Raw genomic sequence first — 26,937 nt, forward strand, 5'->3', positions numbered from 1 at the left:
TGGCGCTCTTGCCATTGCGCTGGTTGGCCGTGCCGGCCGGGCGCTCGGCGCCAGCCGGGTAGCCCAGATGATGGCCGAGCTCGGCCCCCAGGGCGCGCTCGATCAGGGCCTTCTTGAACGCCATCGAGGCGTCCTGCACCGCCTCGGCGGTCATCGGACCCTTAACGAAATGGGCAATCAGGTCCTCGGGAATGGTCGGCAGCTCACGGTCGGCGGCCTGGCTGGTCTTGGTTTTGCGTGGCATACATGCTCCTTGGCGACATGTTATGCCCTAAACACAAAATTTCTGACAGGTCCGGCGCTGCTGTATCGCGGGCGAATCCAAAGGATTTAGCCTCCCGCTGGTTTTCTCCCCTCTCCCGCTTGCGGGAGAGGGGCGGGGGAGAGGGCAGGAGCATCGACGAAGTCGGGCGTCCAAATCCGGGCAGGTCTTTCAACGTTTGCTGTCCGGATTTTTGTGTGCAAGGCGTTTGAATTCCAAGCACCGCACCCCCTCCATGCCAATGCCAACAAGTGAGAACGGCCAGCCTCAGGAAACCGGCAACTCTTCTTCCAACACCCGTTCCGACTGCGCCTTCACCAACCCCAAAAAGCAAAACGCCCCAAAAGCCTGCTCCCACCATTCACTCTGCTGCTCTAGCAGAGCAAGCACGCCATCCATTCCCGCTGCCACTGCCAAGAGACTGTACCGGGCCGTTGATAGATCGATTTCCGCCATCGGACCCTCCAATCTTTACCTGAAGGTCCGCCGCGCGACGCTAGCGGAGGGCGGCGGGCCTGACGACGAGGGTGGAAGATTGATGCAAACACCAAGCCGGCCAGCCTTGCGGCTGCCTCGTGTCGGCCCGCCATGGATGACAAGCGCGTATGCGTGGAGACAGGCGGCGTCGAAGACGCCGACCTGTGGTGCTTGCAGTTCGGGCTTACACGCCCGGCCACCGTTGTTTGCGATGACCGTGTCAGTCTCCCGCATTAGGGTCAGGAACTCGATAAGACAGTTCCCATTCCTGAGCGGACGCAGCATCGTGCCGTCGCTGCGCCCTTTCGCAAATAGCCGATCTCCGAAACGATTCCTCAAGGCATGCCTTGGCTGGTGAGGTGGCAGATTTGCAGTCCTGACTTCGTGGATGCTTCTGCCCTTTCCCCCGCCTATCTCCCGCAAGCGGGAGGGTCGGCTCGTCGGGCTGCCGCAGAGCATGACCCGTCCCTCAGGCAACCCCCTTCCGGCCCCGCATCCTCAAATCACTGACCACCGGCCACACCAGTACGAACACCGCCAGCCCCATGATCGTCCCCACCAGCCCGTTCGACCAGAACACATCCAACGCCCCGGACGACACCAGCATCGTTTGCCGGAACGCGTCCTCGGCCCGGTCGCCCAGCACCAGCGCCAGCACCATCGGCGCCAACGGGTAATCCAGCTTCTTCAACACATAGCCCACCACGCCGAAGCCCAGCATCAGCCAGACGTCGAACAACGCGCCGTTGACGGTGTACGCGCCGATCGCGCAGATCACCAGGATCAGCGGCGCGATGATCGAGAACGGGATGCGCAGGATCGCCGCGAACAGCGGCACGGTCGACAGCACCACGATCAGTCCGACGATATTGCCCAGGTACATGCTGGCGATCAGGCCCCATACGAACGGCCCCTGCTCGGCGAACAGCAGCGGCCCCGGCTGCAGGCCCCAGATCATCAGGCCGCCCAGCAGCACCGCCGCGGTGGCGGAGCCGGGAATGCCCAGGGCCAGCATTGGCAGCAGCGCGCTGGTGCCGGCAGCGTGTGCTGCGGTCTCGGGCGCGACCACGCCTTCGACATTGCCCTGCCCGAACGAATCGGGATCCTTCGCCATGCGCTTGGCCACGCCATAGCCCATGAACGACGCCGCGGTGGCGCCGCCCGGGGTGATGCCCAGCCAGCAGCCGATCACCGACGAGCGCAGCACGGTCAGCCAGTAGCGCGGCAGTTCGGCCCAGGTCTTCAGCACCACCTTCAGGTCGATGCGGGCCTGCTTGCCGCGGAAGGCGACGCCCTCTTCCATCGTCATCAGGATCTCGCTGATGCCGAACAGGCCGATCACCGCTACCAGGAAGTCGAAGCCGCGCAGCAGCTCGGTCGAGCCGAAGGTCATGCGCAGCGTGCCCGAGACCGTGTCCATGCCGACCGCGGCCAGCACGAAGCCCAGGCACATCGCGATCAGGATCTTGGGCTTGGATTCCTTGCCCATGCCGACAAAGCTGCAGAAGGTCAGCAGGTACACCGCGAAGAACTCGGGCGGGCCGAAGCGCAGCGCGAACTTTGCCACCATCGGCGCGAGGAAGGTGATCAGCAGCACGCCGGCCAGCGCCCCCAGGCACGAGCCGGTGAAGGCCGAGGTCAGCGCCTTGCCGGCCTCGCCGCGCTGCGCCATCGGATAGCCGTCGAAGGTGGTGGCCACCGACCAGGCTTCGCCCGGAATATTGAACAGGATCGAGGTGATCGCGCCGCCGAACAATGCGCCCCAGTAGATGCAGGACAGCATGATGATGGCAGACACCGGGTCCATCGAGAACGTCAGCGGCAGCAGGATCGCCACGCCGTTGGGCCCGCCCAGGCCCGGCAGCACGCCCACCACGATGCCAAGCAGGATGCCGACGAACATCAGCCCGACGTTCTGCCAAGACAGCGCCACGGCGAAGCCGCCCATCAATGCATTGAGTTCATCCATGATCCGCCCCTCCCTAGTAGCCCAGCGCCGCTTCCAGCGGGCCCTTGGGCAGCGGCACACGGAACTGGATCTCGAAGATCCAGAACAGCAGCGCATTGATGCCGACGCCGATCAGCGCAGCCTTCCACCACGCCGCCTTGCCCACCCACACCATGAAGCCGGCGATGAAGAGCGCAGATGCCACGTAGATGCCGAGCAGCCCGATCAGCCCGACATACACGGTCAGCGGCACCAGGATCACGCCCACCTGCCGCAGCTGCTGCCACGTCGCAAACACGGCGCCGCGGTCGGCGCGCAGCGCCTGCACACCCACCAGCACGCTGCAGACCAGGATGATGAGCCCGACCCGCATCGGGAAATACCCCGCTTCCGGCCCGTCCGGCGCCCAGCCGGCGCCGATGGCGTAGTTGCTCCAGATCACCACCAGCGCGCCGGCCAGCAGGCACAGCGCCACCGCCAGTTCCACCGCCTTGACCGAGATGCCGGCGCCCGCATGCGCCGCTTCCTGTTGTGAATCCATGTTGTCCCCCGCCTTGCTTCAGGCCAACGGCTGCGCCGCGCGGCGCAGCCTCTTTTTGCTCCGCGCCAGCGTCAGCGCGCGGCGACGAAGCCCGCCTCCTTGATGATGTCGCGATGCGCGGCTTCGTCGCGCGCCAGGAAGTCGGTCAGTGCCTTGCCGGTGAGGAACTCGTTCTTCAGTGCGTTCTTCTCCAGGTATTCCTTCCACTCCGGCGTGGCCACGATCTTCTGCATCAGGTCCACGTAGTACTTCTGCTGCTCGGGGGTCACGCCGCCCGGCATCATGAACACGCGCAACATCTGGTATTGCACGTCGAGGCCCTGCTCCTTGCAGGTCGGCACGTCGTGCCAGCTCTGGGTCTGCGTGACCTTGCCGTTGTAGGCCATGCGCTCCGGCGCGAACACGCACAGCGCGCGATGCTCGCCGGCGCGCCACTGGCCGATCGATTCGGACGGGTTGTTGACGTTGGCGTCGATATGCTGGCCCGACAGCTGCGTGGCGGCCTCGCCGCCGCCCTTGTACGGCACATAGATGAAGCGGGTGCCGGTCTTCTTCTGCACCAGCGCGCTGATGATCTGGTCCTCGCGCTTGGAGCTGGTGCCGCCGACCTTGATCTTGCCGGCGCTGGCCCTGGACGCGTCGATGAACTGCGCGACGGTCTTGTACGGGGCCGCGGCATTGGTCCACAGCACGAATTCGTCCTGGGCGATCATCGCCACCGGGGTCAGGTCGCGCCAGCTGAACGGCAGGTGGCTCACCATCGGCACCGTGTACAGCGCCGACGAGGCCACCAGCAGCTTGTGCGGATTGCCCTGCGAGGCCTTGGTATCCATCAGCCCTTCGGCACCGCTGGCGCCCGCCTTGTTCAGCACGATTACCGGCTGGCTCATCAACTTGTGCCTGGCGATGATGCCCTGGATCGACCGTGCCATCTGGTCCGAGGCGCCACCGGCCCCGAACGGCACCACGATCTCGACCGGCTTGGCCGGCTCCCATGCCCATGCGCTCAGGCAGGCCGTGGCACCCACCACGGCCGCCAGGGTCTTCCTGACTGTGTTGCGTTGCATCGTTGGTCTCCTTTGGCTTTGACTACCCGCTGCCGCTGGTTGCGGCTCTTGTCTCTTTTTTCCTGCGCTGCCACGCGGTATCAGCGGCTCAGGCCGCGCGCCGCGATGTCCCACAGCCCGGCCACATGCCCGTCGCGGCAGCAAACGTATTGCGCGTGCAGGTTCGCGGTGGGATCGCAATGGCCAGGCACCAGCCAGAGCTTGCTGCCCAGCAGGGCCTGGGCGTCGGCGTCCAGCACCTGCAGCACGCCATGCTCATCGTTGGCCGCGACATAGCGCAGCGACTCGCTGCCCGGGCCGGACCATACGCGCGGCAGGCCGGAATCCACCGCGAGCGACTTCAGGCCCGCATCGCACACCGCCACGCCGGCGCGCGCGGTGCTCATCACCGTGGTCGACAGGAACAGGCCGTGCCGGGGCTGGAAGCGCCCGGGCCATTCGCTGGCGCCATAGTGGGCGTCGAGGAAAACGTAGCTGCCGGGCTGGATCTCGGTATAGACGCCGCTCTCGCAATCGAACTCCGCGGTGCCGCTGCCGCCGCCGGTGATGACCGGGCAGGCGATGCCACGGGCACGCAGGTGCGCCACATAGGCACCCGCCTGTTCGGCAGCACGCCGGGCCACGTCGCGGCGCCGGGTCCAGTGCGGCAGGTGCTGCGCGCCGCCGTGGTACGCCTGCAGCCCGCCGAAACGCAGCGACGGCGCCGCGCCGATGGCATCGGCCAGCCGGCCCAGCGCTGCGGGGCTGTCGACGCCGCAACGCCCCTGCCCGACATCGGCTTCCGCCAGCACGGTGATGCGCACCCCGCCGGCCGCCGCGGCGGCGGCCAGCGCGGCCACCTGGCGCACGTCGTCCACACAGACGCTCAGGTCCACATGCCGGGCCAGCTCTACCGCCATCGCCAGCTTGTCGGCGCCGACGAATTCGTTGCTGATGTGGATGCTGGCGATGCCGGCGGCGGCAAACGGATAGGCCTCGCTGAGCTTCTGGCAGCAGATCCCCACCGCGCCGGCGGCCATCTGCCGCTGCGCGATCGCGACCGACTTGTGCGCCTTGGCATGCGGGCGCAGCGCCACGCCGCCGGCATCGGCCAGCGCCTGCATCCGCGCCACGTTCTGCTCGAAGGCGTCGAGGTCGACCAGCAGCGCCGGCGTGCCTACGTCCTCGACGCGATCGCCAATCCTTGCCGGTGCCGGCGGCTGCAGGCGGGTGCGGTCCCGGACCGGCTCGTGCAACGGCTCAGTCATGGCGGCCACCCTCGAGCGACATCGCCAGTACTCTTGCCACATGCATGGCCTCGGCCTGCGCGCCGTCGCGGATCTGGTGGCGGCAGCTGGTGCCGTCCGCGACCACGATGGCATCGCCGGCGCGCCGGCGCACCGCCGGCAGCAACGACAGCTCGGCCATCGCCTGCGATGCTTCGAAATGCTCGGCCTCATAGCCGAAGCTGCCGGCCATGCCGCAGCACGACGACTCCACCGGCGCCACCTTAAGGTCCGGAATCCAGCCCAGCACGGTCTGCACCGGCGTGAAGGCATCGAACGCCTTCTGGTGGCAGTGCCCGTGCACGATGGCCTCGGAGACCTGCAGCGGCTGCAGCGCAAGCGCCAGCCGGCCCGCCTGGCGCTCGCGCACCAGGAACTCCTCGAACAGGAACGCCAGGCCGGCGAGCTGGCGCGCCTCGTCGCCATAGCCATAGCCCAGGAACTCATCGCGCAGCGACAGCAGGCATGACGGCTCCAGGCCGACCACCGGCACGCCGCGCGCGACGAAGGGGCGCAGCGTATCGAGCAGGCGCCGCGCCTCGGCCTTCGCCTGCTCGACCAGGCCCGCGGCGAGGAAGGTCCGGCCGCAGCACAGCGGACGTTCGCCTGCGCGGGTGTTGAAGTGCACGGTATAGCCCGCCGCTTCCAGCACGGCCTGCGCGGCGCGCGCATTGTCCGGCTCCATGTAGTTGCTGAAGGTATCGACGAAGAGCAGCACCTCGCGGCCATCGGCCTGGTTGCCCGCAGCTTTGGCCGCGCCGCGGCCGCGCGCCAGGAACGGCGCGGTGAAGCGCGGCAGCGAACGCTGCGGGGCAAACCCCAGCGCGCCTTTGATCCAGCCGGACACCCCGGGCAGGCTGTCGGCCAGCGCCAGCAGGCCCGGCACGCGGCTGGCCACGGGCGCATAGCGCGGCAGGAATGCGACCAAGCGCTCGCGCAGGCTGATGCCGTGCCGGCTGGTCCAGGCATGGCGCGCCTCGATCTTGAACTTCGCCATGTCGACGCCGGTCGGGCAGTCGCGCTTGCAGCCCTTGCACGAGACGCACAGGTCCAGCGCCTCCTTCACTTCCCTGCTGGCCAGTCCGTCGCTGCCGAGCTGGCCGGTCAGCGCCAGCCGCAGCGTGTTGGCGCGCCCGCGCGTGACGTGCTGCTCGTCCTTGGTCACGCGATAGCTGGGGCACATGGTGCCGGCGTCGAACTTGCGGCAATGGCCGTTGTTGTTGCACATCTCGACGGCCGACGCCAGGCCATGGGTGGCGGTATCGTTCCCCGTGCCCGGCGCGGTCTCGGCGCCCGTCATCGGGTCGCGCCGCACGTTCCACGCCGACCAGTCCAGCGCCGGGCTCAGCGGCAGCGCGGCGTAGCCGGGCGCGAAGCGGAAGTTTTCGCGCGCATCCATGCGCGGCGGGCGCACGATCTTGTCGGGGTTGAAGCGGTTGTCCGGATCGAACAGCGCCTTGATCTCGCTGAACGCGGCGTTGATGCGCGGGCCGTATTGCCAGGCCACCCACTCGCCGCGGCACAGGCCGTCGCCGTGCTCGCCGGAATAGGCGCCCTTGTATTCGCGCACCAGTTCGGCGGCCTCTTGCGCGATCTCGCGCATGCGCAGCGCGCCGTCGCGGCGCATGTCCAGGATCGGCCGCACGTGCAGCGTGCCGACGCTGGCATGGGCGTACCAGGTGCCCTCGGTCTCGTGCTTGTGGAAGACCTCGGTCAGGCGGCGGGTGTATTCGGCCAGGTGCTCGAGCGGCACTGCGCAGTCCTCGATGAACGAGACCGGCTTGCCGTCGCCCTTCATGCTCATCATGATGTTCAGGCCGGCCTTGCGCACATCCCACAGCGCCTTCTGCGCCTTCTCTTCCGGCATCTTCACCACCGAGCCGGGCAGGCCCAGGTCGGCCATCAGCTCGGCCAGCCGGTCCAGTTGCGCCAGCAGCGCCTGGCGGTCGTCGCCGGCGAACTCCACCAGCAGGATGGCCTGCGGATCGCCGGCCAGCGCACGCTCGACCACCGGGCGGAACGCGGGGTTTTCCATCGACAGGTCGATCATGGTGCGGTCGACCAGTTCCACCGCCACCGGGCGCAGCGTGACGATATGCTGGGTCAGGTCCATCGCCTGGTAGAACGTGGGGAAGTTGACCACGCCCAGCACCTTGTGCGCCGGCAGCGGCGCCAGCTTCAGCGTGAGCTGGCGGCTGCAGGCCAGCGTGCCCTCGGAACCGACCAGGATATGCGCGAGGTTGGCGTGGCCATCGTCGGTATAGGCGCGCGGATTCTGGCAGTCGAACAGGTCGATGTTGTAGCCGGCCACGCGGCGCAGCACCTTGGGCATGCGCTCGGCGATTTCGCCGCGCTCGCGCGTGGCGATGCGCTGCAACCCCTGCAGGATGCCCTCGGCGCGCCCTGGCGCCACCGGTTGCGCCAGCGAACCGAAGTGGCAGTCGCTGCCGTCCGCCAGCACCGCATCGATGGCCAGCACGTTATGCACCATGTTGCCGTAGGCGATCGAACGCGAGCCGCACGAGTTGTTGCCGGCCATGCCGCCGATGGTGCATTGCGCGCCGGTGGAGACGTCCACCGGGAACCACAGCCCGTGCGGCCTGAGCCAGGCGTTCAGGTGGTCCAGCACGATGCCGGGCTCCACCGTCACCGTGCGCGCGCCGGCATCGAAGGCGACCACGTTGTTGAGCCACTTGCTGGTGTCGATGACCAGCGCCTCGCCCACAGTCTGGCCGCACTGGCTGGTGCCGGCGCCGCGGGCCAGCACCGGCACGCGCTGGTCGCGCGCGATGTCGAGTGCGCGCACCAGGTCGGCCTGGTCGCGCGGCACCACCACGCCGACCGGCATGATCTGGTAGATGGAAGCATCGGTGGCATAGCGGCCGCGGGCGGCGCGGTCGAACAGCACGTCGCCGCGCAACTCCTTGCGCAGCAGTGCCGACAGCGGCGAGAGCGGCGAGGAGGCCCGGCGCTGCGCGGGCACCAGGTGGATCGGCTTGACCAGCAGGGAAGACGAAGTCATGTTCATGGCATGCAAGAAACAAGGGCTGCGCGCCCACGGCGATGCATGCGGCCGCCTGCGGTGGGCGCATGTCGTGGTGATGCTGCGGCAGGTAAGGCAGGCAGGTGGCGGACCGTGCCGCGCCCGCCCTGCCCCGCACCGCTCGGTCGGCCGCGCTCGGTCGGCTCCGCTCAGGCGGCAGCCTTGAGCACGGGCTTGTCGGCGTGCTCGGCGAGCGACGCCATGGCCGCGGCCACGCCGCTGCCGGCAAGCGGCACGCCGGCCAGCTTCAGCCCCATCTCGCAACCGGCGAGCGTGGCCATCAGGGTCAGGTCATTGCAATCGCCAAGATGGCCGATGCGGAACATGCGGCCGCGCATCTTGCCCAGCGCCTGCCCCAGCGACATGTCGAAGCGCTCGTAGATCAGCTTGCGCACCGCATCCGCGTCGACGCCGTCGGGCATCATCACGCCGGTCAGCACCGGGCTGTACACCGCGGGATCCGCGCACTGGATCTCCAGGCCCCAGGCGCGCACGGCACGGCGCGTCGCCTCCGCCAGGCGCTGGTGGCGGGCAAAGACCTGTTCCAGGCCCTCGCCCAGGATCATGTCGAGCGCTTCGGACAGGCCGTACAGCAGGTTGGTGTTGGGCGTGTACGGCCAGTAGCCGTTCTTGTTGGCCTCGATGATCTCGTCCCAGCCCCAGAACGCGCGCGGCAGCCTGGCGTTCTGGCTGGCGGCGATCGCCCTGGGCGAGAGCGCGTTGAAACTGATGCCCGGCGGCAGCATCAGGCCCTTCTGCGAGCCCGACACGGTCACATCCACGCCCCACTCGTCATGGCGATAGTCGGCCGAACCCAGGCCGGAGATCGTGTCCACCAGCAGCAGCGCCGGGTGCCCGGCGGCGTCGATGGCCCGGCGCACTGCGGCGATGTCCGAAGTCACGCCGGTCGAGGTCTCGTTGTGCACCACGCAGACCGCGCGGATCACATGGCCGCTGTCCTCGCGCAGGCGCGCCTCGATCATGTCCGCCTGCACCCCGCGGCGCCAGCCCTCGATGCCTGGCAGGCCCAGGAATTCCGGCCGCAGGCCCAGGGCCTCGGCCATTTTCTTCCACAGCGTGGCGAAGTGGCCGGTCTCGAACATCAGCACCCGGTCGCCCGGGCTGAGCGTGTTGGTCAGCGCCGCTTCCCAGGCACCGGTACCCGACGCGGGATAGATGATCACCGGCTGCCGGGTCTTGAAGATCTCCTTGATGCCGGCGAGTACCTTGCGGCCGAGCGCGCCGAATTCCGGGCCACGGTGGTCGATGGTCGGGTAGCTCATCGCGCGCAGGATGCGGTCGGGCACCGGGCTCGGGCCGGGGATCTGCAGGAAGTGGCGGCCAGAGGGATGGAAATCGAGGTGAACCATGAGAACGCGCCTCCTTGTTGGATTATGAATTTTGAATGCAATCGACTATAGCAGAGCGATCCGTGGGGCCCAAGGCGGAATTTGCGGCTTTTTGTCGTGGTTAACCCGCGCTTTGAAACCATGAAGCGCGATGCAGGTAGAATTCTCACCAAGCAGTTAGAGGACATTGAATGCAAAAATCAAATCATGAGGAGGCGACGGAAGGGGTTGCGGGGCATGCTGCGCCCCGCTCCCTGCCGCGCCTGGCACGCCCGCGCCTGCACGACACCGTGGTCGAGCACCTGCGCCAGTTCATCGTCGAAGGCGTGTTCGCGCCGGGCACCAAACTCAATGAACGCGAGTTGTGCGAGACGCTGGGGATCTCGCGCACGCCGCTGCGCGAGGCGCTCAAGGTGCTGGCCGCCGAGGGCCTGATCGATTTGCTGCCCAACCGCGGCGCCAGCATCTCGCGCATGAGCGAGGCCGAAGTCAGGGAGAGCTTCGAGCTGATGAGCGGCCTGGAGGCGTTTTCCGGCGAACTTGCCTGCGAGCGCATCACCGCGGCGGAGCTTGCGCAGATCAAGGCGCTGCACTTCGCGATGCTGGCCTGCCGTGCACGGAACGACCTGCCCGGGTACTACAGCCGCAACCAGGAGATCCACGACCGCATCAATGAGGCCGCGCGCAACGGGGCGCTGCGCCAGACCTACCAGTCGATCAACCGCCGCCTGCAGGCCTTGCGCTTTCGCTCCAACCAGCAGAGCGGCAAGTGGGACGAGGCGGTCCAGGATCATGAAGAGATGATCCAGGCGCTGGAAGCCCGCGACGGCAAGCGGCTGGCGGCGGTACTGAAGCGCCACTTGCTGGAGAAGCGCGAGGCGGTACTGCCACTGGTGTCGGGCGACGGCACCGGCACCAAGAATCTTGTGAAATCGACGGACGCGTAACCGCAGCGCAGCCTTTTACCGGGCCGGGGCCGGATTTTTCTTGCCTCCACGCGGATACTGTATATATTTACAGTACCTGTATGGATGAACAGTGGAGCCCCGGCATGGAACATTTGATCCGCGTGCAAAACGACTACGACCGCCAGGTGCTGGCCTGGCTGCGCCGCCGCATCGGCGACGCCGCGCTGCAGAGCGCGGTGGACCGGCTGGCGGACCCACGCAAGCCTTATCTGTCCACGATCTGCCGCAGCCTGGGCATCCGTCCGCCCAGCCGTCGCCAGTTCGCCGCCGAGACGGCGCGCATCCACCGCACTGTGGGCGACAGCTACCTCGCCCGCATCAGGGAAATCCTGGCAAAAGCCGCCGCACACGAACCCCCACGCCGGTAGGCATTTGCCGATCACCGGCCACGCGCCAATCATCGGGCGCGCGCCGGACGTATCATGAAAGCCCCGTTGCCGTCACACGGCACGGGGCTTCTTGTTTCTCAGCGTATTCATCCCTCCAAAGGCCGACATGAGCGAACTCCGCATTCCCACCCGCGCCCTGCAACAGTGGGTGACCGATCTCTGGCTTGCCGCCGGCAGCGGCATCCAGGAAGCGCAACTGACGGCAGATCACCTGGTCGGCGCCAACCTGAGCGGGCATGACTCCCACGGCGTCGGCATGATCCCGCGCTATGTGCTGGCGTGGCAGGCCGGCGAGCTGCAATTGAACCGGCAGGTCAGCGTGCTGCAGGACGCCGGCAGCCTGCTCAGCCTGGACGGCAACCGCGGCATGGGGCAGGCGGTGACGGCGCAGGCCATGGACATGGCCATCGCCCGGGCGCGCGAGCACGGCGTCTGCGTGATGGGGCTGCGCCAGTCGCACCACCTCGGGCGGGTCGGCCACTGGGCCGAGCAGGCCACCGCCGCGGGCATGATCTCGATCCACTTCGTCAACGTGCTGTCCAAGCCGATCGTAGCGCCGCACGGCGGCTATGACGCGCGCTACGGCACCAATCCGTTCACCATCGGCGTGCCGATGGCGGGCGAGCCGCCGCTGGTGCTGGACTTCGCCACCAGCGCCATCGCGCTGGGCAAGGTGCGCGTGGCCCATAACAAGGGCGTGCCGGTCGGGGCCGGCTGCCTGCTCGATGCGCACGGCGAGCCCACCACCGATGCCGCCGTGATGTACCCGCCCGCCGGCACGCCGCAGGGCGCACTGCGGCCCTTCGGCGAGCACAAGGGCCACGTGCTGGCGGTGATGTGCGAGCTGCTCGGGGCCGCGGTCACGGGCGGCCATACCATCCGCCCGGAAACGCTGCGGCACCAGCATGCGGTCTGGAACAACATGCTGGCGATCGTGTTCGATCCCGCGCGGCTGGGCACCAGCACCTCGTTCGGCCACGAAGTCGCGGCCTTCGCCGACTGGATGAAGAGCGCGCGGCTGCAGCCCGGCCAGACCGGCATCCAGCTGCCCGGCGAACCGGAGCGCGCGTTCCGCGCGGCCCGGGCGCAACAGATCCCCATCGATGCCGGCACGCTGGCGCAGCTGGACGACGCCGCCGCGAGCGTGGCAGTGGCGCGCACCAGCCGGCATCCCGCGCCCGGTCCACTGTCAGCGCTCGCGCGCGGCTGAACCGGGGCGCGGCGCAAGGCGCGCCACCGTGCTGGCGCGTACCGCTGCCCCCCATTGCAGCGCATCCAACCGGCTCGTCCGACAGCGGGGCCACTGCCGCCCACGCCGATGCAAATCTGCATCGGACCACCGCAAAAGCGCCGCACCGATAACGTCGACGCCGCTTCTATACTTGCCGCAAGTGCTGTACCGGACGCCTTGCCAGGCTTCCGCCACGATGCGCCCTGTCGTTTTCCCTTTCCCGATGCCACGACGCAGCGGTTGCCGCAACGCCATGCTCGTCGTCGCCGACGCCCTGACCCACTCCATGCCGACGCCACCCATGAAGATGCTTCGCACCTCGCTGTCCCACTTCGCCGCCTCGCTTGTCATGGGGATGGCGGCGCTGGCCCCCGGCCTGCCATCGGACGCCATTGCCGCCGCGCCGCTGGTGCAAAAGCAAGGCCCTGGCATTTACCGGGTCATGGTTGGCAACTTCGAAGTCACGGCGCTCCTCGACGGCACGCATGCCTTCCCGATCGACACGGTGGTGCAGGGCATGCCCGCCACGGCGATCGCCGACACCCTGGACCAGGACTTCCTAAAGCCGCCCGTGCAGGGTTCCATCAATGCATATCTGGTCAATACCGGCAGCAAGCTGGTGCTGATCGACGCCGGCGCGGGCGCGCTCTATGGACCCTGCTGCGGCCGCCTGGTGGATAACATCCGTGCCGCGGGCTACCAGCCCGAGCAGGTCGACCAGGTCCTGCTGACGCACCTGCATATGGACCACATCGGCGGCATCGCGGCCAACGGCAAGATGCTGTTCCCAAACGCCACCGTGCGTGCCAGCAAGGCCGAAGCCGACTACTGGCTCGATGCCGCCAACAAGCCCGGCGCGCCGCAGCTGCTTGTACGCTTCTTCGACGATGCCAGCGCGGCCGCGGCACCGTACCTGGCGGCGCATCGGTTCCAGCCTTTCGAAGGCGACGGGGAACTCGTGCCCGGCATTACGGCGATGCAGACGCCCGGCCATACGCCGGGACACGTGTCGTACGTCATCAGGAGCCAGGGACAAACGCTGGTGGTCTGGGGCGACATCGTCCATGTTGCCGCGCTTCAGCTGCGCCACCCCGAGACCACCGTCAGGTACGACAGCCATGCCGGCAGCGCCACGCGCTCGCGACGGAAAATATTCGACGAAGTCGTGCGCGAGCGCGCCCTGGTTGCCGCGGCGCATATCTCCTTCCCTGGCCTCGGCCATCTGCGCAAGCACGGCAGCCGGTACGAGTGGGTGCCGGTGAACTACGAAGCCGAGCCCGGCACAGGCGCCGGCCACTGAACCGGCCGGCACATCACGGCAATCTCCATCACGCAAAGTCACCATGGCAGACATCCATACCAAGGACGGAACACGCATTTTCTACAAGGACTGGGGCGCGGGCCGCCCGGTGGTCCTGTCGCACGGCTGGCCGGTCAATGCCGACGCCTGGGACGCCCAGGCGCTGGCGCTGGTGCAAAACGGCTATCGTGTCATCGCGCATGACCGCCGCGGCCACGGCAGGTCGGACCAGCCCGCGCACGGCAACGATATCGACACTTACGCCGACGACCTGGCCGCGCTGCTCGACACGCTGGACCTGAACGATGCCGTGCTGGTCGGCCATTCCATCGGTGCCGGCGAGGTGGCGCGCTACATCCGGCGCCATGGCACCGCGCGCGTGGCGAAGGTGGTGCTGATCGGCGCACCGGCCCCGGCCATGGCCAGGACCGAGGCCAATCCGGACGGTGTCCCGATGGAGATCTTCGACGGCATCCGGCGGGCCGTCGCGCAGGACCGGTCGCAGTTCTTCCGCGATCTGGCGGTACCGTTCCACGGCTACAACCGCGCCGATGCCAGGGTGTCGCAAGGCGTGGTCGATGCCTTCTGGGCGCAAGCCATGACCGGGGGCATGCTCGGCCAGCATGCTTGCGTGCGCGAGTTTTCGGAGGTCGACTTCACCGACGACCTGCGCGCGCTCACCGTGCCCACGCTGTTCCTGCACGGCGACGATGACCAGAACGTACCGCTCGAGATGTCCGCGCGCCTCGCCGTAAAGCTCGTGCCGGATGCCCGGCTGAAGGTCTACCCCGGCGGTTCGCATGGCCTCATCGCCACCAGTGCCGACGCGGTCAATGCCGACCTGCTGGACTTCGTGAAGACGTAAATGCCCCGCGGCGGCGCTGTTGGCGGGCCGCTGCAGAATTGCATGGCACCAAAGGAAAAGTCCTTGCAATTTCCGCGAAACCGCCAACCTATACTGGGCTTCCCTTACCGGCTTGCGCGCCCTCCCTCTGCGCGGGCCACTCCAGGAGTCCTAGTGAAAGCCATCACCCTCCCGTCCTTCGGCGATGCCGATGTCCTGCAACTGGCCGAGGTCCCCGATCCCGCGTTGCGTCCCCATGACCTGCTGGTGCGCAACCACGCCGCCGGCGTGAACCGCGCCGACGTCAACCAGCGGCGGGGCGCCTATGGCCGCGCCGACTTTGGCGACTCCGCGCTCATGGGCCTCGAGATTGCCGGCGAGGTCCTGGCCGTTGGCGACGCGGTGCAGGGCTTCGCAGCGGGCGACCGCGTCATGGGCATCGTCGGCGGTGGCGGCTATGCGGAACTGGCGCGGATCGACTATCGCATGGCCATGCCGGTTCCCGCGGGCCTGAAATACGTGGAGGCCGCGGCCATTCCGGAAGCCTTCGTCACCGCGCACGAGGCCCTGCTCCACCTTGGCCAGCTTCGCGCCGGCGAGCGCGTGCTGATCCACGCAGCGGCAAGCGGGGTGGGCTCCGCCGCCGTCCAGATGGCGGCAGCGTGCGGGGCGCAGGTCTTTGCGACGGCCAGCGGCCACAAGCTGGATCAGCTGGATGCACTTGGCGCAAGCGTGCTGATCGATTACCAGCGCGAGGACTTCCGGACCGTCATCGAGCAAACCACCGCGGGCCGGGGCGTCGATGTCATCGTCGATTTTATCGGCGCCCCGTATTTCGAGCGCAATATCCTGTCGCTCGCCAATGGCGGCCGGCTGGTCCAGGTCGGCATCCTCGGCGGCGGCAGCGGCGCCAGCGTGCCGCTGGAACGCATCCTGTACGGCCACCTCAAGATCCTTGGCACGGTGATGAAGTCACGCACGCAAGCCGAGAAGCACGCCATGGTCAGCCGCTTCAGCACGCACTGGCTGGCGGACTTCCCGGCCAGCGGACTGAAGCCGGTGGTCGACAGCGTAGTGCCGCTGGAACGTGCTGCCGAGGCCCACCGGCGCATGGAGTCCAACCAGAGCATCGGCAAGATCGTGCTCGCCGTGAGCCATCACGGCGCGGCGTAGGCGCGAGGGCCGGCAGGCGTCAGGTGCCGCCGGCCCCACCGGGTCACCGCTGCGCGGCGTGCGCGCGTGCCAGCCACAGTTCCGGGATCGCGAGATCCGAAGCGAGCGCGATCACCAGCGCCCCCAGGGCAATGCCGAACAGCGGCCGATGATTGCCCCCGTTGGCGGCGAACACCGCCGAGTACGCATACCCCGCCAGGGCCTGGCACGCCGCGAAGCTGATCGTCGCGCGGCTCCATGCGCGGCTCTGCGAGACATGGTCATGCAGGCGTTCGTGGAGGCGCGCCAGCGCCAGCGGCACGATTCCCGGCGGAAAGGTGCCGACCGCCATGGTCGCCGCCGCGAGGCAGAGCATGCTGCCCGACAGCCAGAACACCCCCACGGCAATGGCCTGCACGGCCAGCGTCAGGCGCAGGGCCCGCCGCGCGCCGAGGCGATCGGCGAGCCAGCCATACAGCGGCGGCCCGGCGATCGCGCCAACGCCATACACCACCCAGAACTGCGCACCGGCATGCGCGCCCGCGCCGAGGCCGCGTGCGACGAAGTCAACCAGGAACACCATGGCGGGCACCAGCGCCACGGCCATGAGGCCGTATTGCAGGAACAACAGCACAACGCCGCGGTCCAGGCGCTGGCCGTGCTCACCGGCGCGCACGGCGGCCCCGGCGGACGCGATCGCCGCGCTGTCGTGCCGATGCGGCCACGCGAACCAGGTCGCGGCCGTCAATACGGCGGAAAGGGCCGCCAACCCGATCCAGGTCGAACGTAGTCCAGACCCCAGCAACATCGGCACGACCGTGCCCGAGCCCGCAATGCCCACGCCGATGCCAAGGAAGATGGCGCCGCTCGCCAGGCCGCGACGCTCGCGCGGCACGTGGGGCAGGATGGTCGCGGCGGCCAGCACCATGATGGTGCCTCCCGCAACGCCCGAAGCCAGGCGCCAGATGAAGAACCACGTCACCGACACCGGCCACGCGCAGGCAACGAAGGCCACCGTCACCAGCACCATCATCGCGCGCAGCGTCGCCACGCTCGAGCTGCGCCGCGCCAGCGGATGCGCGACCAGCGCGCCGACCAGATAGCCGGCCAGGTTGGCCGCGCCCAGGAACACCACGTTCGAAGCAGAGAACCAGTGCGCGTCGATCAGCGGCGGCACCAGCGGCGCATAGGCGAAGCGCGCCAGCCCGATGCTGACGAGACTGGCCGAGAAGCCGGCAAGGATGTATTGCCACACGCGCGCTGGCGCCGTGGCATGGGATGCGTAGGAGGAGGGATTGGAAGACATGGCTGCAGGCATTGAGGGAGACCGCCGACGCGGTCCGGTGCCTGCGAGTATAGGTAGCCCCCTTGCCACTGCCGCGTGGCAGTTTGCCCGCGCTGGCATGCAGATCTGCAGCACCTTGCCTGAGGCCGCCGCTAGCTCCCGCGCGGCTGGAAAGCGTCGACGACGCTGTCGATCATCGCCCTGACCCGCGCGGTATGCCGCAGGTCCTGGTGCGTGACCAGCCAGACCTCGTAGCGGCCGGCACGCTCGCGCTCGGGCCAGATCCGCACCAGCCCGTCGCGCTCGGCCAGCGGCACCGGCACCTCGCCGATGGCCATGCCGGTGCGGATCATGGTACGCAGCATCAGGCTGGAATTGACCGCCGCCACCAGCCTGCCCGTGTGGATCGGCTCGCCGACGAGGGTCGGCGCGGCACTGCCGTGCAGGTACGGCTGGTACATCACCAGGTCATGGCCCGCAAAGGCTTCGGCCTGCGCGGGCGTGCCGCGCCGGCCGAGGTATTCAGGTGACGCGAACAGGCCCACCGGCCAATGCGCGAGCCGGCGCGCCACCAGGTCCGGATTCTCCGGCTTCATGTTGCGTATCGCGATGTCCGCCTCGCGGCGCGCCAGGTTCAGCATCTGCGTCGAGGTATTCAGCATGACGCGCACATCCGGATGCTCGGCATGCACGCGTGCTATCGCCGGGATCACGAACTCGAGGGCAAGCGAATCGGTGGTCGTCACCTTGACCTCGCCGGCCAGGCGGCTGTCGGCGCCCTGGGCCTGCCTGACCAGGTCATGGGCGAACTTCTCCATCTTCTCGGCCGAGCGCAGCGCATTCTCGCCCGCGGGCGTCAGCACATAGCCTTCGGAAGTGCGCAGGAACAGCGTGGCCCCCAGGGCATGCTCCAGTGCCGCCAGCCGGCGCCCTACCGTCGCCTGGTCAACGCCGGCCACACGGGCAGCCTGGCGCAGCGTGCGCTCGCGCTGGAGCGCCAGAAAAATTCGAGTATCGTCCCAGTTCACTTCGGTGCGGCGCCTGGCGCCTGTTCTGATTCATCCCGATGCGCCAGGGCCGGACTTCCGCGGCGGAATCCGCTAGTCCTGCCCCCGCCCTTATGCCCGCGCTTCCTGTGCGGGCGCCCTGCTCCCGGCCTTGCGCGCCGGCGCGCGCCGGGGGCCCTCCGGCAACGCTGCGGCCGGGTCGCGCCGTCCGCTCTCGCGCGCCGGCACCATCGCCAGTTGCCAGCTCGGCGGCGAGCCGATGCCATGGGCCAGGTGGGCGTAGAACGCCTTGACCTTCGCCGTGGCGCGCGGGGCGGCGCGCAGCAGGTAGATGTTGCTTTGCGGCTGCGGCAAGGTGCCTTCCAGCAACAGTTCCTCGAGGCGCCCGGCGCCGATGTCCTCGCCCACGGACCAGTCCGGCATCAGCGCGATGCCCAGTCCCTGCAGCACCGACAGGCGCCGCGCATCGCAATCGTCGCACTCGACCGCGAATGCCGCGCGCGCGGCATGAACCGGCGTCAGCAGCTCGCGCCAGCCGCGCATGCTGGTGCTGTGCGCGCGGTCGATCAGGCGATGCCGGACCAGGTCATCGACATGGGTGGGACGCCCGTGCGTGCGCAGATAGTCCGGCGTCGCGCAAACGACATAGCGCTGCGTGGCAATCGCGCGCGCAATCAGGTTGCTGTCGGCCTGCTGCCCCACGCGGATCACCAGGTCAAAGCGCTCGAGCACCGGGTCGACCACGCGCTCGGTCAGCTCCAGCTCGACCGACAGGCCGGGATACTGCGCGTAGAGGCTGCCCAGGTGAGGCACCACATGGCGGCGCGCGAACGCCGGCAGGCAGGCCACCCGCAGCCGCCCGGCAACGCCCTGCTCCAGCGCCGCCACCGCATCGCGGGTTTCGCTCAGGTCCTGCAGGATGCGCGCGGCGCGCTCGTACAGCAGGTCGCCTGCGTCGGTGCGCGCCAGCGCCCGGGTCGAGCGCGTGAACAGCGCCACGCCCATTTCGCGTTCGAGCGCGTCGATCTGGCGCGCCACCGACGACGCCACCTGTCCGCGCTGGCGCGCCACGGCGGAAAAGCTGCCGGTACGCGCGACGTCGACAAAGGTGGCCAGGTTTTCGGCAAAGCGAACAAATTCCATTTGTGCTTCCTTCGCAAAGGCATTGCGCAGCCGCGACGGCTTCCCGCAGCCATCACGCTGCCCGTAGTATCGGTGTCATTGAGGCCTGCGACAAGTCTTTGCACGATATGCAAAGCGCCAGGGCCGGTTCCGTTATCCGAGCGAGTCTTGCAATGCATCCCTTTTCCTACCAGACCTTGCCCCAGCGGGTCGTGTTCGGCCATGGCAGCCTGGCACGGTTGCCCGATGAAGCCGACGCACTCGGCGCCGGCCGCGTGCTGGTGCTGTGCACCCCCGGCCAGCGCGCGCTTGCCGAGCGTGCCGCCGCGCTGCTTGGCCCGCGCAGCGCCGGCATCTTCGATGGCGCGGTCATGCATGTCCCGATCGAACAGGCACGCCGCGCGCGCGAGGCCGCGGCGCGCAGCGGCGCCAGCGCCGTGGTTGCCATCGGCGGCGGCTCGACCGTCGGCCTGGGCAAGGCCATCGCGCTGGAGTCGAACCTGCCGGTGATTGCGGTGCCATCGACCTACGCGGGATCCGAAATGACGCCCATCTACGGCCTGACCGATGCCGGCCTGAAGCGCACCGGCCGCGATGCCCGCGTGCTGCCGCGCACGGTCATCTATGACCCTGAGTTGTCGCAGGCGCTGCCTGCCGCGATCAGCGTGACCAGCGGCATCAATGCGATCGCGCACGCGGCCGAGGGTCTCTATGCCGCGGACCGCAACCCGGTCAGCGAGTGGATGTCGCGCGAAGGCATTGCGGCGTTGAGCCGCGCCTTGCCGCTCATTGCCGACGCCGCGTCGCCGGCGCAGGCCCTGCGTGCGGCGCGCGGCGATGCGCTGTATGGCGCCTGGCTGTGCGGCGCCGTGCTCGGCAGCGTCACGGTGGGGTTGCATCACAAGCTGTGCCACACGCTGGGCGGCACGCTGAACCTGCCGCACGCCGAAGTGCACACGGTGGTGCTGCCGCATGCGCTGGCCTACAACGCCGCTGCCGCGCCGCAAGCCATGCAGGCCATCGCGCAGGCCATGGGCGCTGAGCACGCTTGCGGCGCGCGCGCGGTCTTCGACCTGGCCCTGCGGCTGGGCGCGCCGACCTCGCTGCGTGAGCTGGGCATGGCGGCGGCCGATCTCGACCGGGTCTGCGCGCTGGCGCTGCGCGACCAGTATCCGAACCCGCGCCCGCTCGAACCCGAAGGCATCCGGCAACTGCTCGAGGATGCCTTCGCAGGCCGGCCGCCGCGCGGCTGACACGCGGCCAGGACGCGGGACGCCCGCCGCCTCAGCGGCGGAAGTGCGGCGCAATCTGCGCGTCGACATTCACCCACACCGAGCGCGCCTCGGTGTAGTCGCGCATGGCCTCGAAGCCCATCTCGCGGCCGTAGCCCGACTGGCCCACGCCGCCAAACGGGCTGGCGGGGCTGACGCGCTTGTAGCAGTTGATCCAGCACATGCCCGCCTGCATCGCCCCGGCAAGCTGGTGCGCCCGCGACAGGTCGCGGGTCCACAGGCCGCTGCCGAGCCCGTAGGGCGTGCCGTTGGCAATGGCCAGCGCCTGCTCGTCGCTGCCAAAGCGCAGCACGGTGACGAACGGGCCGAACACCTCTTCCTGCGCCACGCGGTCATCGGGCCGCGCCTGCACGATGGTCGGCTCGACGTAGTAGCCTTGCGCCAGCGCGGCGTCTGCGGGCGCCTTGCCCCCCGCCAGCACCTGCCCGCCCTGGTCGCGCGCAATCTCCACGTACGACAGCACCCGGTCACGATGCTGTGCCGAAGTGAGAGGCCCCATCTCCGTCTCCGGGTCCAGCGGGTCGCCGATCCGGATCGAAGCCGCCAGCGCACTGAACCGGTCCAGGAACGCATCGGCAATGCGCTCGTGCAGCACAAGGCGCGATCCGGCGATGCAGGCCTGGCCCTGGTTATGGAAGATGGCCCAGGCCGCGCCGTTGATCGCGGCATCCAGATCGGCATCGTCAAAGACGATGTTGGCGCCTTTGCCGCCAAGCTCCAGCTGCACGCGTTTCAGGTTGCCCTGCGAGGCCTCGACGATCCTGCGCCCCGTGGCGGTCGAGCCCGTAAAGGCAATCTTGCCGACGCGCGGATGCTCGGCAAGGCGCTGGCCCGCCGTATGCCCGTAGCCGGGCACCACGTTGACCACGCCGTCCGGAAAGCCGACCTCGGCCATCAGCTCCGCCACGCGCAGCGACGACAGCGGCGTCAGCTCGGACGGCTTGATCACCACCGTATTGCCCGCGGCCAGCGCCGGGCCCATCTTCCAGCTGGTGAACATCAGCGGGAAGTTCCACGGCACGATCTGCCCGACCACGCCGATCGGCGCCCGCTGCACGTAATTGAGGAAGCCCGGCTCCACCGGCACCACCGTGCCTTCGAGCTTGTCGGCCATGCCGCCGAAGTAACGGAAGCAGGCGGCCGTGCGCGGCACATCGAGGGCGCGCGAATCGCGAATCGGATGGCCGGTGTCCAGCGATTCGAGCCGTGCGAGTTCTTCGGCGTTGGCTTCGATGGCATCCGCCAGCTTGAGCAGCAGGCGCCCGCGCTGCGCCGCGGCCATGCGGGACCACGCCGGGAAAGCGCGCTCGGCGGCTGCCACCGCCTCGTCGACATCGGCCGCCTGCGCGGCCGCGATGTGGGTGATGACACTGCCGTCGTGCGGGTTCAATACTTCGATGGTGGCGCCGCTCAGTGCGTCGACGAAGCGCCCGTTGATAAAGAGCTTGTTCTGCATGCTGGATGGTTGACAGGTTAAGGCCGACGAACTAGTCGGCAACGATATTGCGGGACTTGATCAGCCGGCCCCAGCGCGCCGATTCCTGCTGGACCAGCTGGTTGGCCTGGGTGCCGTCGCCGGCCACGATATCGAAGCCGCCATCGGTCAGCTGTTTCGCCACGGCGGGATCGCGCAGCGTTGCCGTCACCGCGGTGGCAAGTCTGGCAACGACCGCGGGCGGCGTCTTCGCCGGCGCGATCATGGCGACCCACGAGTACGCCTCGAAGCCCTTGTAAAGCTCCGCCACTGCCGGCACGCCGGGCAGGCGGGCGTCGCGTTGCGTCGACGTGATCGCCAGCGCGCGCAGCTTGCCGGCCTGCACATACGGCAGGCACAGCGCCAGGCTGGCGATCATCGAATCGACGTGGCCGCCGAGCAGGTCGTTGATGGCCGGGCCGCCGCCCTTGTACGGAGTATGGATGCCGCTGGTGCGCGCCGCTTCGTGGAAGGCTTCGGCCACCAGCTGGTTGGAGCTGCCGGACCCGACCGAAGCGTACGACACCTTGCCCGGCGTTCGCGCCGCCGCCACGTACTCCTGCACAGTCTTGTAGGGTGAAGCGGCGGGCACGACCAGGACCATCGGCGCCCGTACCATGTACGAGACGCCGGTCAGGTCCTTGTGCGCGTCGTACGGCAGCTTCGGATAGAAGTGGCGCTCGGTGGCAAAGCTGTCGAACACCATGCCGATGGTGTACCCGTCCGGCTGGCTGCGCGCAATCTGGCCGGTGCCGATGGTGCCGCTGGCGCCGGGGCGGTTGTCGATGATCACCGACTGGTCCAGGCGCTTGCGCAGTCCCTCCTGCGTCTGGCGCGCGACCTTGTCGACCACGCCGCCGGCGGGGAACGGCACGATCAGCGTGACCGGCCTGGTCGGCCAGGTCTCGGCCGCGCCCGCGGCCGCAGGCAGCGCCAGCGCCAGGGCAGCCAGCGCCGGAGCCAGCCACCCGATGCGCGGCCCTGGCGGGGCCGACCGGGGGACCATGAAACGTTGCTTGCGTACAGATGCGGTCTCCATTTGCTTCACCTCGGTTTGCATTGCTTTGTTTTGCGGTGGGCACATCTCACCTATTGCTTTCTGAGCAAAGATGCGTTGCCGCATTTTGCCGATCCAATAATATGGGCCGCTGCGGCGGGCGATAAGACCTTCGCACCGCCTAATGCCTTTGCGGCCAAAGCAAAGATATTGGCACTGGGCCTACCCTGGCCGCGCGCTCGCCCCCAGCGCGGCGTGATCGCATGGGGGATGCCCGGGATGCGGTCTATCATCTGGATAGGCGCCGGCACCGGCACGGCGCAACACCTACCGGACACTGACATGAGCAAGATCGGCTTTATCGGGCTTGGCGTGATGGGCAAGCCCATGGTGCGGCACCTGCTCGACGGCGGGCATGCCGTGTTCGCCCACAGCCGCAGCGGCGTGCCGCAAGACCTGCAGGATGCCGGCGTGACCGCCTGCGCCAGCGCCGAGGACGTGGCCAGGCAGTCGGAGACCATCATCCTGATGCTGCCCGACACCCCCGACGTGGAAAAGGTGCTGTTCGGCGAGCGCGGCGTCGCCGATGGCCTGGCCGATACCGCGGACGGCGTCACGGTGATCGACATGAGCTCGATCTCGCCGATCGCCACGCGCGAGTTCGCGCGCTGCATCGAGGCGATCGGCGCGGACTATATCGACGCGCCGGTGTCGGGCGGTGAAGTCGGCGCCAGGGCCGGCACCTTGTCGATCATGGCCGGCGGCAAACAGGAGGTGTTCGACCGCGTGCTGCCCATCCTGCAGCTGATGGGCAAGAACATCACGCGCGTGGGCGCGGCCGGCGACGGCCAGGTGGCCAAGGTGGCCAACCAGGTGATCGTGGCGCTGACCATCGAGGCGGTCAGCGAGGCGCTGGTGCTGGCGGCGCGCGCCGGCGCCGACCCGGCGCGCGTGCGCGAGGCGCTGATGGGCGGCTTCGCCAGTTCGCGCATCCTGGAAGTCCATGGCGAACGGATGATCCGCCGCACCTTCGACCCCGGCTTTCGCATTGCGCTGCACCAGAAGGACCTGGAGCTGGCGCTGTCGACCGCGCGCGAGCTTGGCGTGGGACTGCCCAATACGGCGTCGTGCCAGCAGCTGTTCAATGTCTGCAGCGGACTGGGCGGCGCGGCCTGGGACCATTCCGGGCTGGTCCGGGCGATCGAGCATTTGTCTTCGTTCGCCCTCGGCGACTCCGGCGAGACCGGCGAGGGCGGTGACGCAAGACCCGCCGGCTAAACGCAAGGCCCGGTCCGCATGCCGCATGCAAGCACCGCGCTGCTGACCGCGCTGGCGATGCTGGCGTTCGCCGGCAATTCGCTGCTGTGCCGGCTGGCGCTGAAAGGCACCACCATCGACGCCGGCAGCTTCACGCTGGCGCGCGTCGCCGCGGCGGCGGCGGTGTTGTGGCTGATCGTGATGGCGCGGCGACAGGCCGGGCGCCACGGCGCGGGCGCCATGACGGTGGGCGGCAACTGGGTCTCGGCGCTGGCGCTGTTCTGCTATGCCGCGGCATTCTCGTTCGCGTATGAGCGCCTGAGCGCGGGCACCGGCGCGCTGCTGCTGTTCGCCGCGGTGCAGGCCACCATGACCGGCTACGGGCTCTACACCGGCGAGCCGCTGCGCGCGCAGCAGTGGATCGGCCTGGCGCTGGCGCTGACCGGCCTGGTCTGGCTGATGCTGCCAAGCCTGGCGACGCCGCCGCTGGTCTCATCGCTGCTGATGATTGCGGCGGGCATCGCCTGGGGCGTTTATTCGCTGCGAGGCAAGCGGGCCGCGGATCCGGTCGAGACCACCGCGGGCAACTTCGTGCGCGCCGTGCCCATGGCGCTGGCCCTCGGCGCGGCGATCCAGGCGCAGCGCTCGCTGGATGCCTCGGGGCTCGCCTATGCGGTGGTGTCCGGCGCGATCACCTCGGGGCTCGGCTATGTGATCTGGTACGCCGCGGTGCCGCGCCTGCGCGCCGCGACCGCGGCCACCGTGCAGCTGAGCGTGCCGGTCATCGCCGCGGTGGGCGGCAGTGCGTGGCTCGGCGAGGCCCTGACCTTGCGGCTGGCGCTGAGCGCGGCCGCGGTGCTGGGCGGGATCGCGCTGGTGATCCTGGGCAAGCGCGCCGAGCGCGCCTAACCGGCGCAGGGTTCGCGCGCGTCGGCAAAGCCGCCGCCATGGAACACCAGCGGCGTGCCCGGCGCCGCGCCATAGGCCACCACTTCCACGACGAACAGCACGTGGTCCCCCACCGTGCGCACCGAGCGGTGCCGGCAGATAAAGTAGGCCAGCGTGCCGTCGATCAGCACCGTGCCGCACGGGCCGGGGCGATGGGCGATGCCGGCGAAGCGATCGCCGGCGCGCGACGCAAAGCGACGGCACACCTCAAGCTGGCCGCTGCCGAGCACGTTGATGGCGTGGCAGGGCGCCGCGCGCAACACCGGCAGGCTGCCGGAGCTTCGCGCCAGGCACCACAGCAGCAACGGCGGCGCGAGCGACACCGAAGCGAACGCATTGATGGTCACGCCGACCGGGCGGCCATCGGCGCCGGCGGCCGTGACCACGGTCACGCCGGTGGCAAACTGCCCCAGCGCATCGCGCAAGGCGCGGCGTGCCGCGCCATCGTGGCCGATGGCGCAGGCGTCGTCGCCCTGGCCGCTGTCATTGCAGGCCTCGGTGCCGTAGGAAAGCTGGGCCAGGGCGGACATCATCGCGCTGCCGTGCGCACCTCGCCGGTCGGCGCATCGATATCCAGCCCCAGCGCGATGCGACCGGCGTATTCCTGCTGGGCCCCGGCCTGCAGCGGGTGGAAGCGCGCGCCCTGCGCATCGCGGAAGCGCCGCTCCAGCCCGGCATCGCGATAGAAGCCGGCGCCACCGGCCAGGTCCATCGCCGCTTCCACGGTCGCCAGCACCGCGCGCGCCGCCAGCGTGCGGGCGCTCATGATGCGGTTGGTGGTGATCGCGCCGGGTGCCTGCCCGGCCGCGGCGGCGAACATCGCATCGAGCCCCAGCTGCGCCGCATCCGCTTCATTGCACAGGCGCCCCGCGGCCTCGACCGCATGCGCGTTCAGGCGCCGCTGGCGGGCCAGCTGCAGCGCGATCTCGCGCGCGGCCTCGGCGATGCCGACGTAGACGGCATAGATCAGCGGCAACGCGATCATCGCCACGGTATGCATCATCGGATGCCACACGCCTTGCGGGCGGCGCGCGGCAACGGCGGTGTCGGGCACCAGCACGCCTTCGAGCATGACATCGTGCGAGCCGGTGCCGCGCATGCCCAGCGTGTGCCAGTTCGACAGCACGCGCACGCCCGGCGTCTTCATCGGCAAGGCGAAATGCAGCACGGTGGGGCCTGCCTCCGGGTCGTCATAGACCGCGCAGGTCATGAACAGGTCCGCCACCGGCGCGCCGCTGGCGAAGATCTTGCGCCCGTCGACGCGATAGCCGCCATCCACGCGCGTGGCCGTGCCGCTGCCCTGCAGCCAGTCGGAGCCGCCGCTGCCCAGCAACACCAGCTGCTCGGCGCCGACCCGCTTGAGCAGGCCCTCCACCGGCGCTTGCTGATTGCGCCAGCGCCATGCGGCCGTCGCCACCGGGTGGGTATGCATGGCAAAGGCCAGCGCGGTCGAGCCGCAGTACTTGCCCAGTTCGCGCAGCACCGCGCCAAGCTCCTGGTGCGACAGCCCGGCGCCGCCCAGCTCCTGCGGCACCGCCGCGGCAAAGAAGCGGTGCGCGCGCAGGTCGTCATAGTTGGCGCTGACGAACTGCTCGCTCGCGTCGATCTCGGGCGCGCGGCCATCGAAGGTGCGGCCCAGCGTGGCGGCAAGGCCGATCCAGTCGGCCTGCGCGCCGGCGCTGGCATCCGCTGCGGAAAGGGTTTCCATGGTGTTGTCTC

The 26,937-nt window shown here is 68.9% G+C and carries 23 protein-coding genes and 1 pseudogene; 9 read left to right on the top strand and 15 right to left on the bottom strand.

Annotated features, from left to right (window positions below):
- From A3AG_RS0107345 to A3AG_RS0107380, 8 genes and pseudogenes are all read right to left on the bottom strand, one after another.
- A pseudogene (locus A3AG_RS0107345) lies at positions 1 to 244 on the bottom strand (IS256 family transposase); the annotation flags it as partial.
- A gap of 285 nt (positions 245 to 529) precedes the next feature.
- Positions 530 to 718: a hypothetical protein gene (locus A3AG_RS0107350; protein WP_018004798.1), complete on the bottom strand. Its 189-nt coding sequence runs from the start codon at positions 716 to 718 to the stop codon at positions 530 to 532.
- 490 nt (positions 719 to 1,208) lie between these two features.
- Positions 1,209 to 2,708, bottom strand: a complete 1,500-nt coding sequence (locus A3AG_RS0107355) for a tripartite tricarboxylate transporter permease (RefSeq protein WP_018004799.1) — start codon at positions 2,706 to 2,708, stop codon at positions 1,209 to 1,211.
- A gap of 13 nt (positions 2,709 to 2,721) precedes the next feature.
- A complete protein-coding gene (locus tag A3AG_RS0107360; RefSeq protein WP_018004800.1) occupies positions 2,722 to 3,228 on the bottom strand; it encodes a tripartite tricarboxylate transporter TctB family protein in 507 nt (168 codons plus the stop codon).
- Positions 3,229 to 3,299: 71 nt separating this feature from the next.
- Positions 3,300 to 4,295 (bottom strand): Bug family tripartite tricarboxylate transporter substrate binding protein, encoded by a 996-nt coding sequence (locus A3AG_RS0107365; protein WP_018004801.1) that lies wholly within the window; start codon positions 4,293 to 4,295, stop codon positions 3,300 to 3,302.
- 80 nt (positions 4,296 to 4,375) lie between these two features.
- The gene (locus A3AG_RS0107370) at positions 4,376 to 5,542 is read right to left on the bottom strand and encodes a DSD1 family PLP-dependent enzyme (RefSeq protein ID WP_051073490.1); all 1,167 of its coding nucleotides are present in this window, start codon (positions 5,540 to 5,542) and stop codon (positions 4,376 to 4,378) included.
- Positions 5,535 to 8,588 carry an FAD-binding and (Fe-S)-binding domain-containing protein gene (locus tag A3AG_RS0107375; protein WP_018004803.1) on the bottom strand — a complete coding sequence of 1,018 codons (3,054 nt, stop codon included), beginning with the start codon at positions 8,586 to 8,588 and terminating at the stop codon, positions 5,535 to 5,537. The genes A3AG_RS0107370 and A3AG_RS0107375 overlap by 8 nt, the downstream gene beginning before the upstream one ends.
- Before the next feature lie 164 nt (positions 8,589 to 8,752).
- Positions 8,753 to 9,973 (bottom strand): pyridoxal-phosphate-dependent aminotransferase family protein, encoded by a 1,221-nt coding sequence (locus A3AG_RS0107380; RefSeq protein WP_018004804.1) that lies wholly within the window; start codon positions 9,971 to 9,973, stop codon positions 8,753 to 8,755.
- A 170-nt stretch (positions 9,974 to 10,143) separates the two neighbouring features.
- Between A3AG_RS0107380 and A3AG_RS0107385 the strand changes: the two genes are divergently transcribed.
- The 6 genes from A3AG_RS0107385 (at position 10,144) to A3AG_RS0107410 (ending at position 15,857) form a co-directional block, all read left to right on the top strand.
- On the top strand, positions 10,144 to 10,899 hold the full coding sequence (locus tag A3AG_RS0107385; protein WP_018004805.1) for a GntR family transcriptional regulator: 756 nt from the start codon (positions 10,144 to 10,146) through the stop codon (positions 10,897 to 10,899).
- A gap of 104 nt (positions 10,900 to 11,003) precedes the next feature.
- Positions 11,004 to 11,288, top strand: coding sequence for a CppA family protein (locus tag A3AG_RS0107390; protein ID WP_018004806.1), 285 nt, complete (start codon positions 11,004 to 11,006; stop codon positions 11,286 to 11,288).
- Positions 11,289 to 11,415: 127 nt separating this feature from the next.
- Positions 11,416 to 12,519 carry a malate/lactate/ureidoglycolate dehydrogenase gene (locus tag A3AG_RS0107395; RefSeq protein WP_026164021.1) on the top strand — a complete coding sequence of 368 codons (1,104 nt, stop codon included), beginning with the start codon at positions 11,416 to 11,418 and terminating at the stop codon, positions 12,517 to 12,519.
- Positions 12,520 to 12,841: 322 nt separating this feature from the next.
- On the top strand, positions 12,842 to 13,840 hold the full coding sequence (locus A3AG_RS0107400; RefSeq protein ID WP_018004808.1) for an MBL fold metallo-hydrolase: 999 nt from the start codon (positions 12,842 to 12,844) through the stop codon (positions 13,838 to 13,840).
- A gap of 43 nt (positions 13,841 to 13,883) precedes the next feature.
- The gene (locus A3AG_RS0107405; RefSeq protein ID WP_018004809.1) at positions 13,884 to 14,705 is read left to right on the top strand and encodes an alpha/beta fold hydrolase; all 822 of its coding nucleotides are present in this window, start codon (positions 13,884 to 13,886) and stop codon (positions 14,703 to 14,705) included.
- Between the two features lie 153 nt (positions 14,706 to 14,858).
- A complete protein-coding gene (locus tag A3AG_RS0107410) occupies positions 14,859 to 15,857 on the top strand; it encodes an NAD(P)H-quinone oxidoreductase (protein WP_018004810.1) in 999 nt (332 codons plus the stop codon).
- A 43-nt stretch (positions 15,858 to 15,900) separates the two neighbouring features.
- On the opposite strand, the gene A3AG_RS0107415 is transcribed toward A3AG_RS0107410, so the two are convergent.
- The 3 genes from A3AG_RS0107415 to A3AG_RS0107425 all read right to left on the bottom strand — a co-directional run bounded on the left by A3AG_RS0107415 (position 15,901) and on the right by A3AG_RS0107425 (position 19,271).
- Positions 15,901 to 17,142: a YbfB/YjiJ family MFS transporter gene (locus A3AG_RS0107415; protein WP_051073491.1), complete on the bottom strand. Its 1,242-nt coding sequence runs from the start codon at positions 17,140 to 17,142 to the stop codon at positions 15,901 to 15,903.
- A gap of 131 nt (positions 17,143 to 17,273) precedes the next feature.
- Positions 17,274 to 18,149 (bottom strand): LysR family transcriptional regulator, encoded by an 876-nt coding sequence (locus A3AG_RS0107420; protein WP_018004812.1) that lies wholly within the window; start codon positions 18,147 to 18,149, stop codon positions 17,274 to 17,276.
- A gap of 90 nt (positions 18,150 to 18,239) precedes the next feature.
- Complete coding sequence (locus tag A3AG_RS0107425; protein WP_018004813.1) at positions 18,240 to 19,271, bottom strand: LysR family transcriptional regulator; 1,032 nt, start codon at positions 19,269 to 19,271, stop codon at positions 18,240 to 18,242.
- A gap of 152 nt (positions 19,272 to 19,423) precedes the next feature.
- Here A3AG_RS0107425 and A3AG_RS0107430 point away from each other — a divergent pair, with 152 nt between their 5' ends.
- A complete protein-coding gene (locus A3AG_RS0107430) occupies positions 19,424 to 20,503 on the top strand; it encodes a maleylacetate reductase (protein ID WP_018004814.1) in 1,080 nt (359 codons plus the stop codon).
- 31 nt (positions 20,504 to 20,534) lie between these two features.
- On the opposite strand, the gene A3AG_RS0107435 is transcribed toward A3AG_RS0107430, so the two are convergent.
- Both A3AG_RS0107435 and A3AG_RS0107440 read right to left on the bottom strand, forming a co-directional pair.
- Positions 20,535 to 21,998 (bottom strand): aldehyde dehydrogenase family protein, encoded by a 1,464-nt coding sequence (locus A3AG_RS0107435; RefSeq protein ID WP_018004815.1) that lies wholly within the window; start codon positions 21,996 to 21,998, stop codon positions 20,535 to 20,537.
- Between the two features lie 31 nt (positions 21,999 to 22,029).
- Complete coding sequence (locus A3AG_RS0107440) at positions 22,030 to 23,022, bottom strand: tripartite tricarboxylate transporter substrate binding protein (protein ID WP_051073492.1); 993 nt, start codon at positions 23,020 to 23,022, stop codon at positions 22,030 to 22,032.
- 333 nt (positions 23,023 to 23,355) lie between these two features.
- On the opposite strand from A3AG_RS0107440, the gene A3AG_RS0107445 reads away from it, so the two are divergent.
- Positions 23,356 to 24,291 carry a 2-hydroxy-3-oxopropionate reductase gene (locus A3AG_RS0107445; protein WP_018004817.1) on the top strand — a complete coding sequence of 312 codons (936 nt, stop codon included), beginning with the start codon at positions 23,356 to 23,358 and terminating at the stop codon, positions 24,289 to 24,291.
- Positions 24,292 to 24,309: 18 nt separating this feature from the next.
- Positions 24,310 to 25,179, top strand: coding sequence for a DMT family transporter (locus A3AG_RS0107450; protein ID WP_018004818.1), 870 nt, complete (start codon positions 24,310 to 24,312; stop codon positions 25,177 to 25,179).
- On the opposite strand, the gene A3AG_RS0107455 is transcribed toward A3AG_RS0107450, so the two are convergent.
- Both A3AG_RS0107455 and A3AG_RS0107460 read right to left on the bottom strand, forming a co-directional pair.
- A complete protein-coding gene (locus A3AG_RS0107455) occupies positions 25,176 to 25,751 on the bottom strand; it encodes a flavin reductase family protein (RefSeq protein WP_018004819.1) in 576 nt (191 codons plus the stop codon). The genes A3AG_RS0107450 and A3AG_RS0107455 overlap by 4 nt on opposite strands.
- On the bottom strand, positions 25,748 to 26,926 hold the full coding sequence (locus A3AG_RS0107460) for an acyl-CoA dehydrogenase family protein (protein ID WP_018004820.1): 1,179 nt from the start codon (positions 26,924 to 26,926) through the stop codon (positions 25,748 to 25,750). Before A3AG_RS0107460 ends, A3AG_RS0107455 begins: the two co-directional genes overlap by 4 nt.
- Positions 26,927 to 26,937: the final 11 nt, after the last annotated feature.

The sequence above is a fragment of the Cupriavidus neocaledonicus genome, assembly GCF_000372525.1.
Taxonomy (GTDB): Bacteria; Pseudomonadota; Gammaproteobacteria; order Burkholderiales; family Burkholderiaceae; genus Cupriavidus; species Cupriavidus neocaledonicus.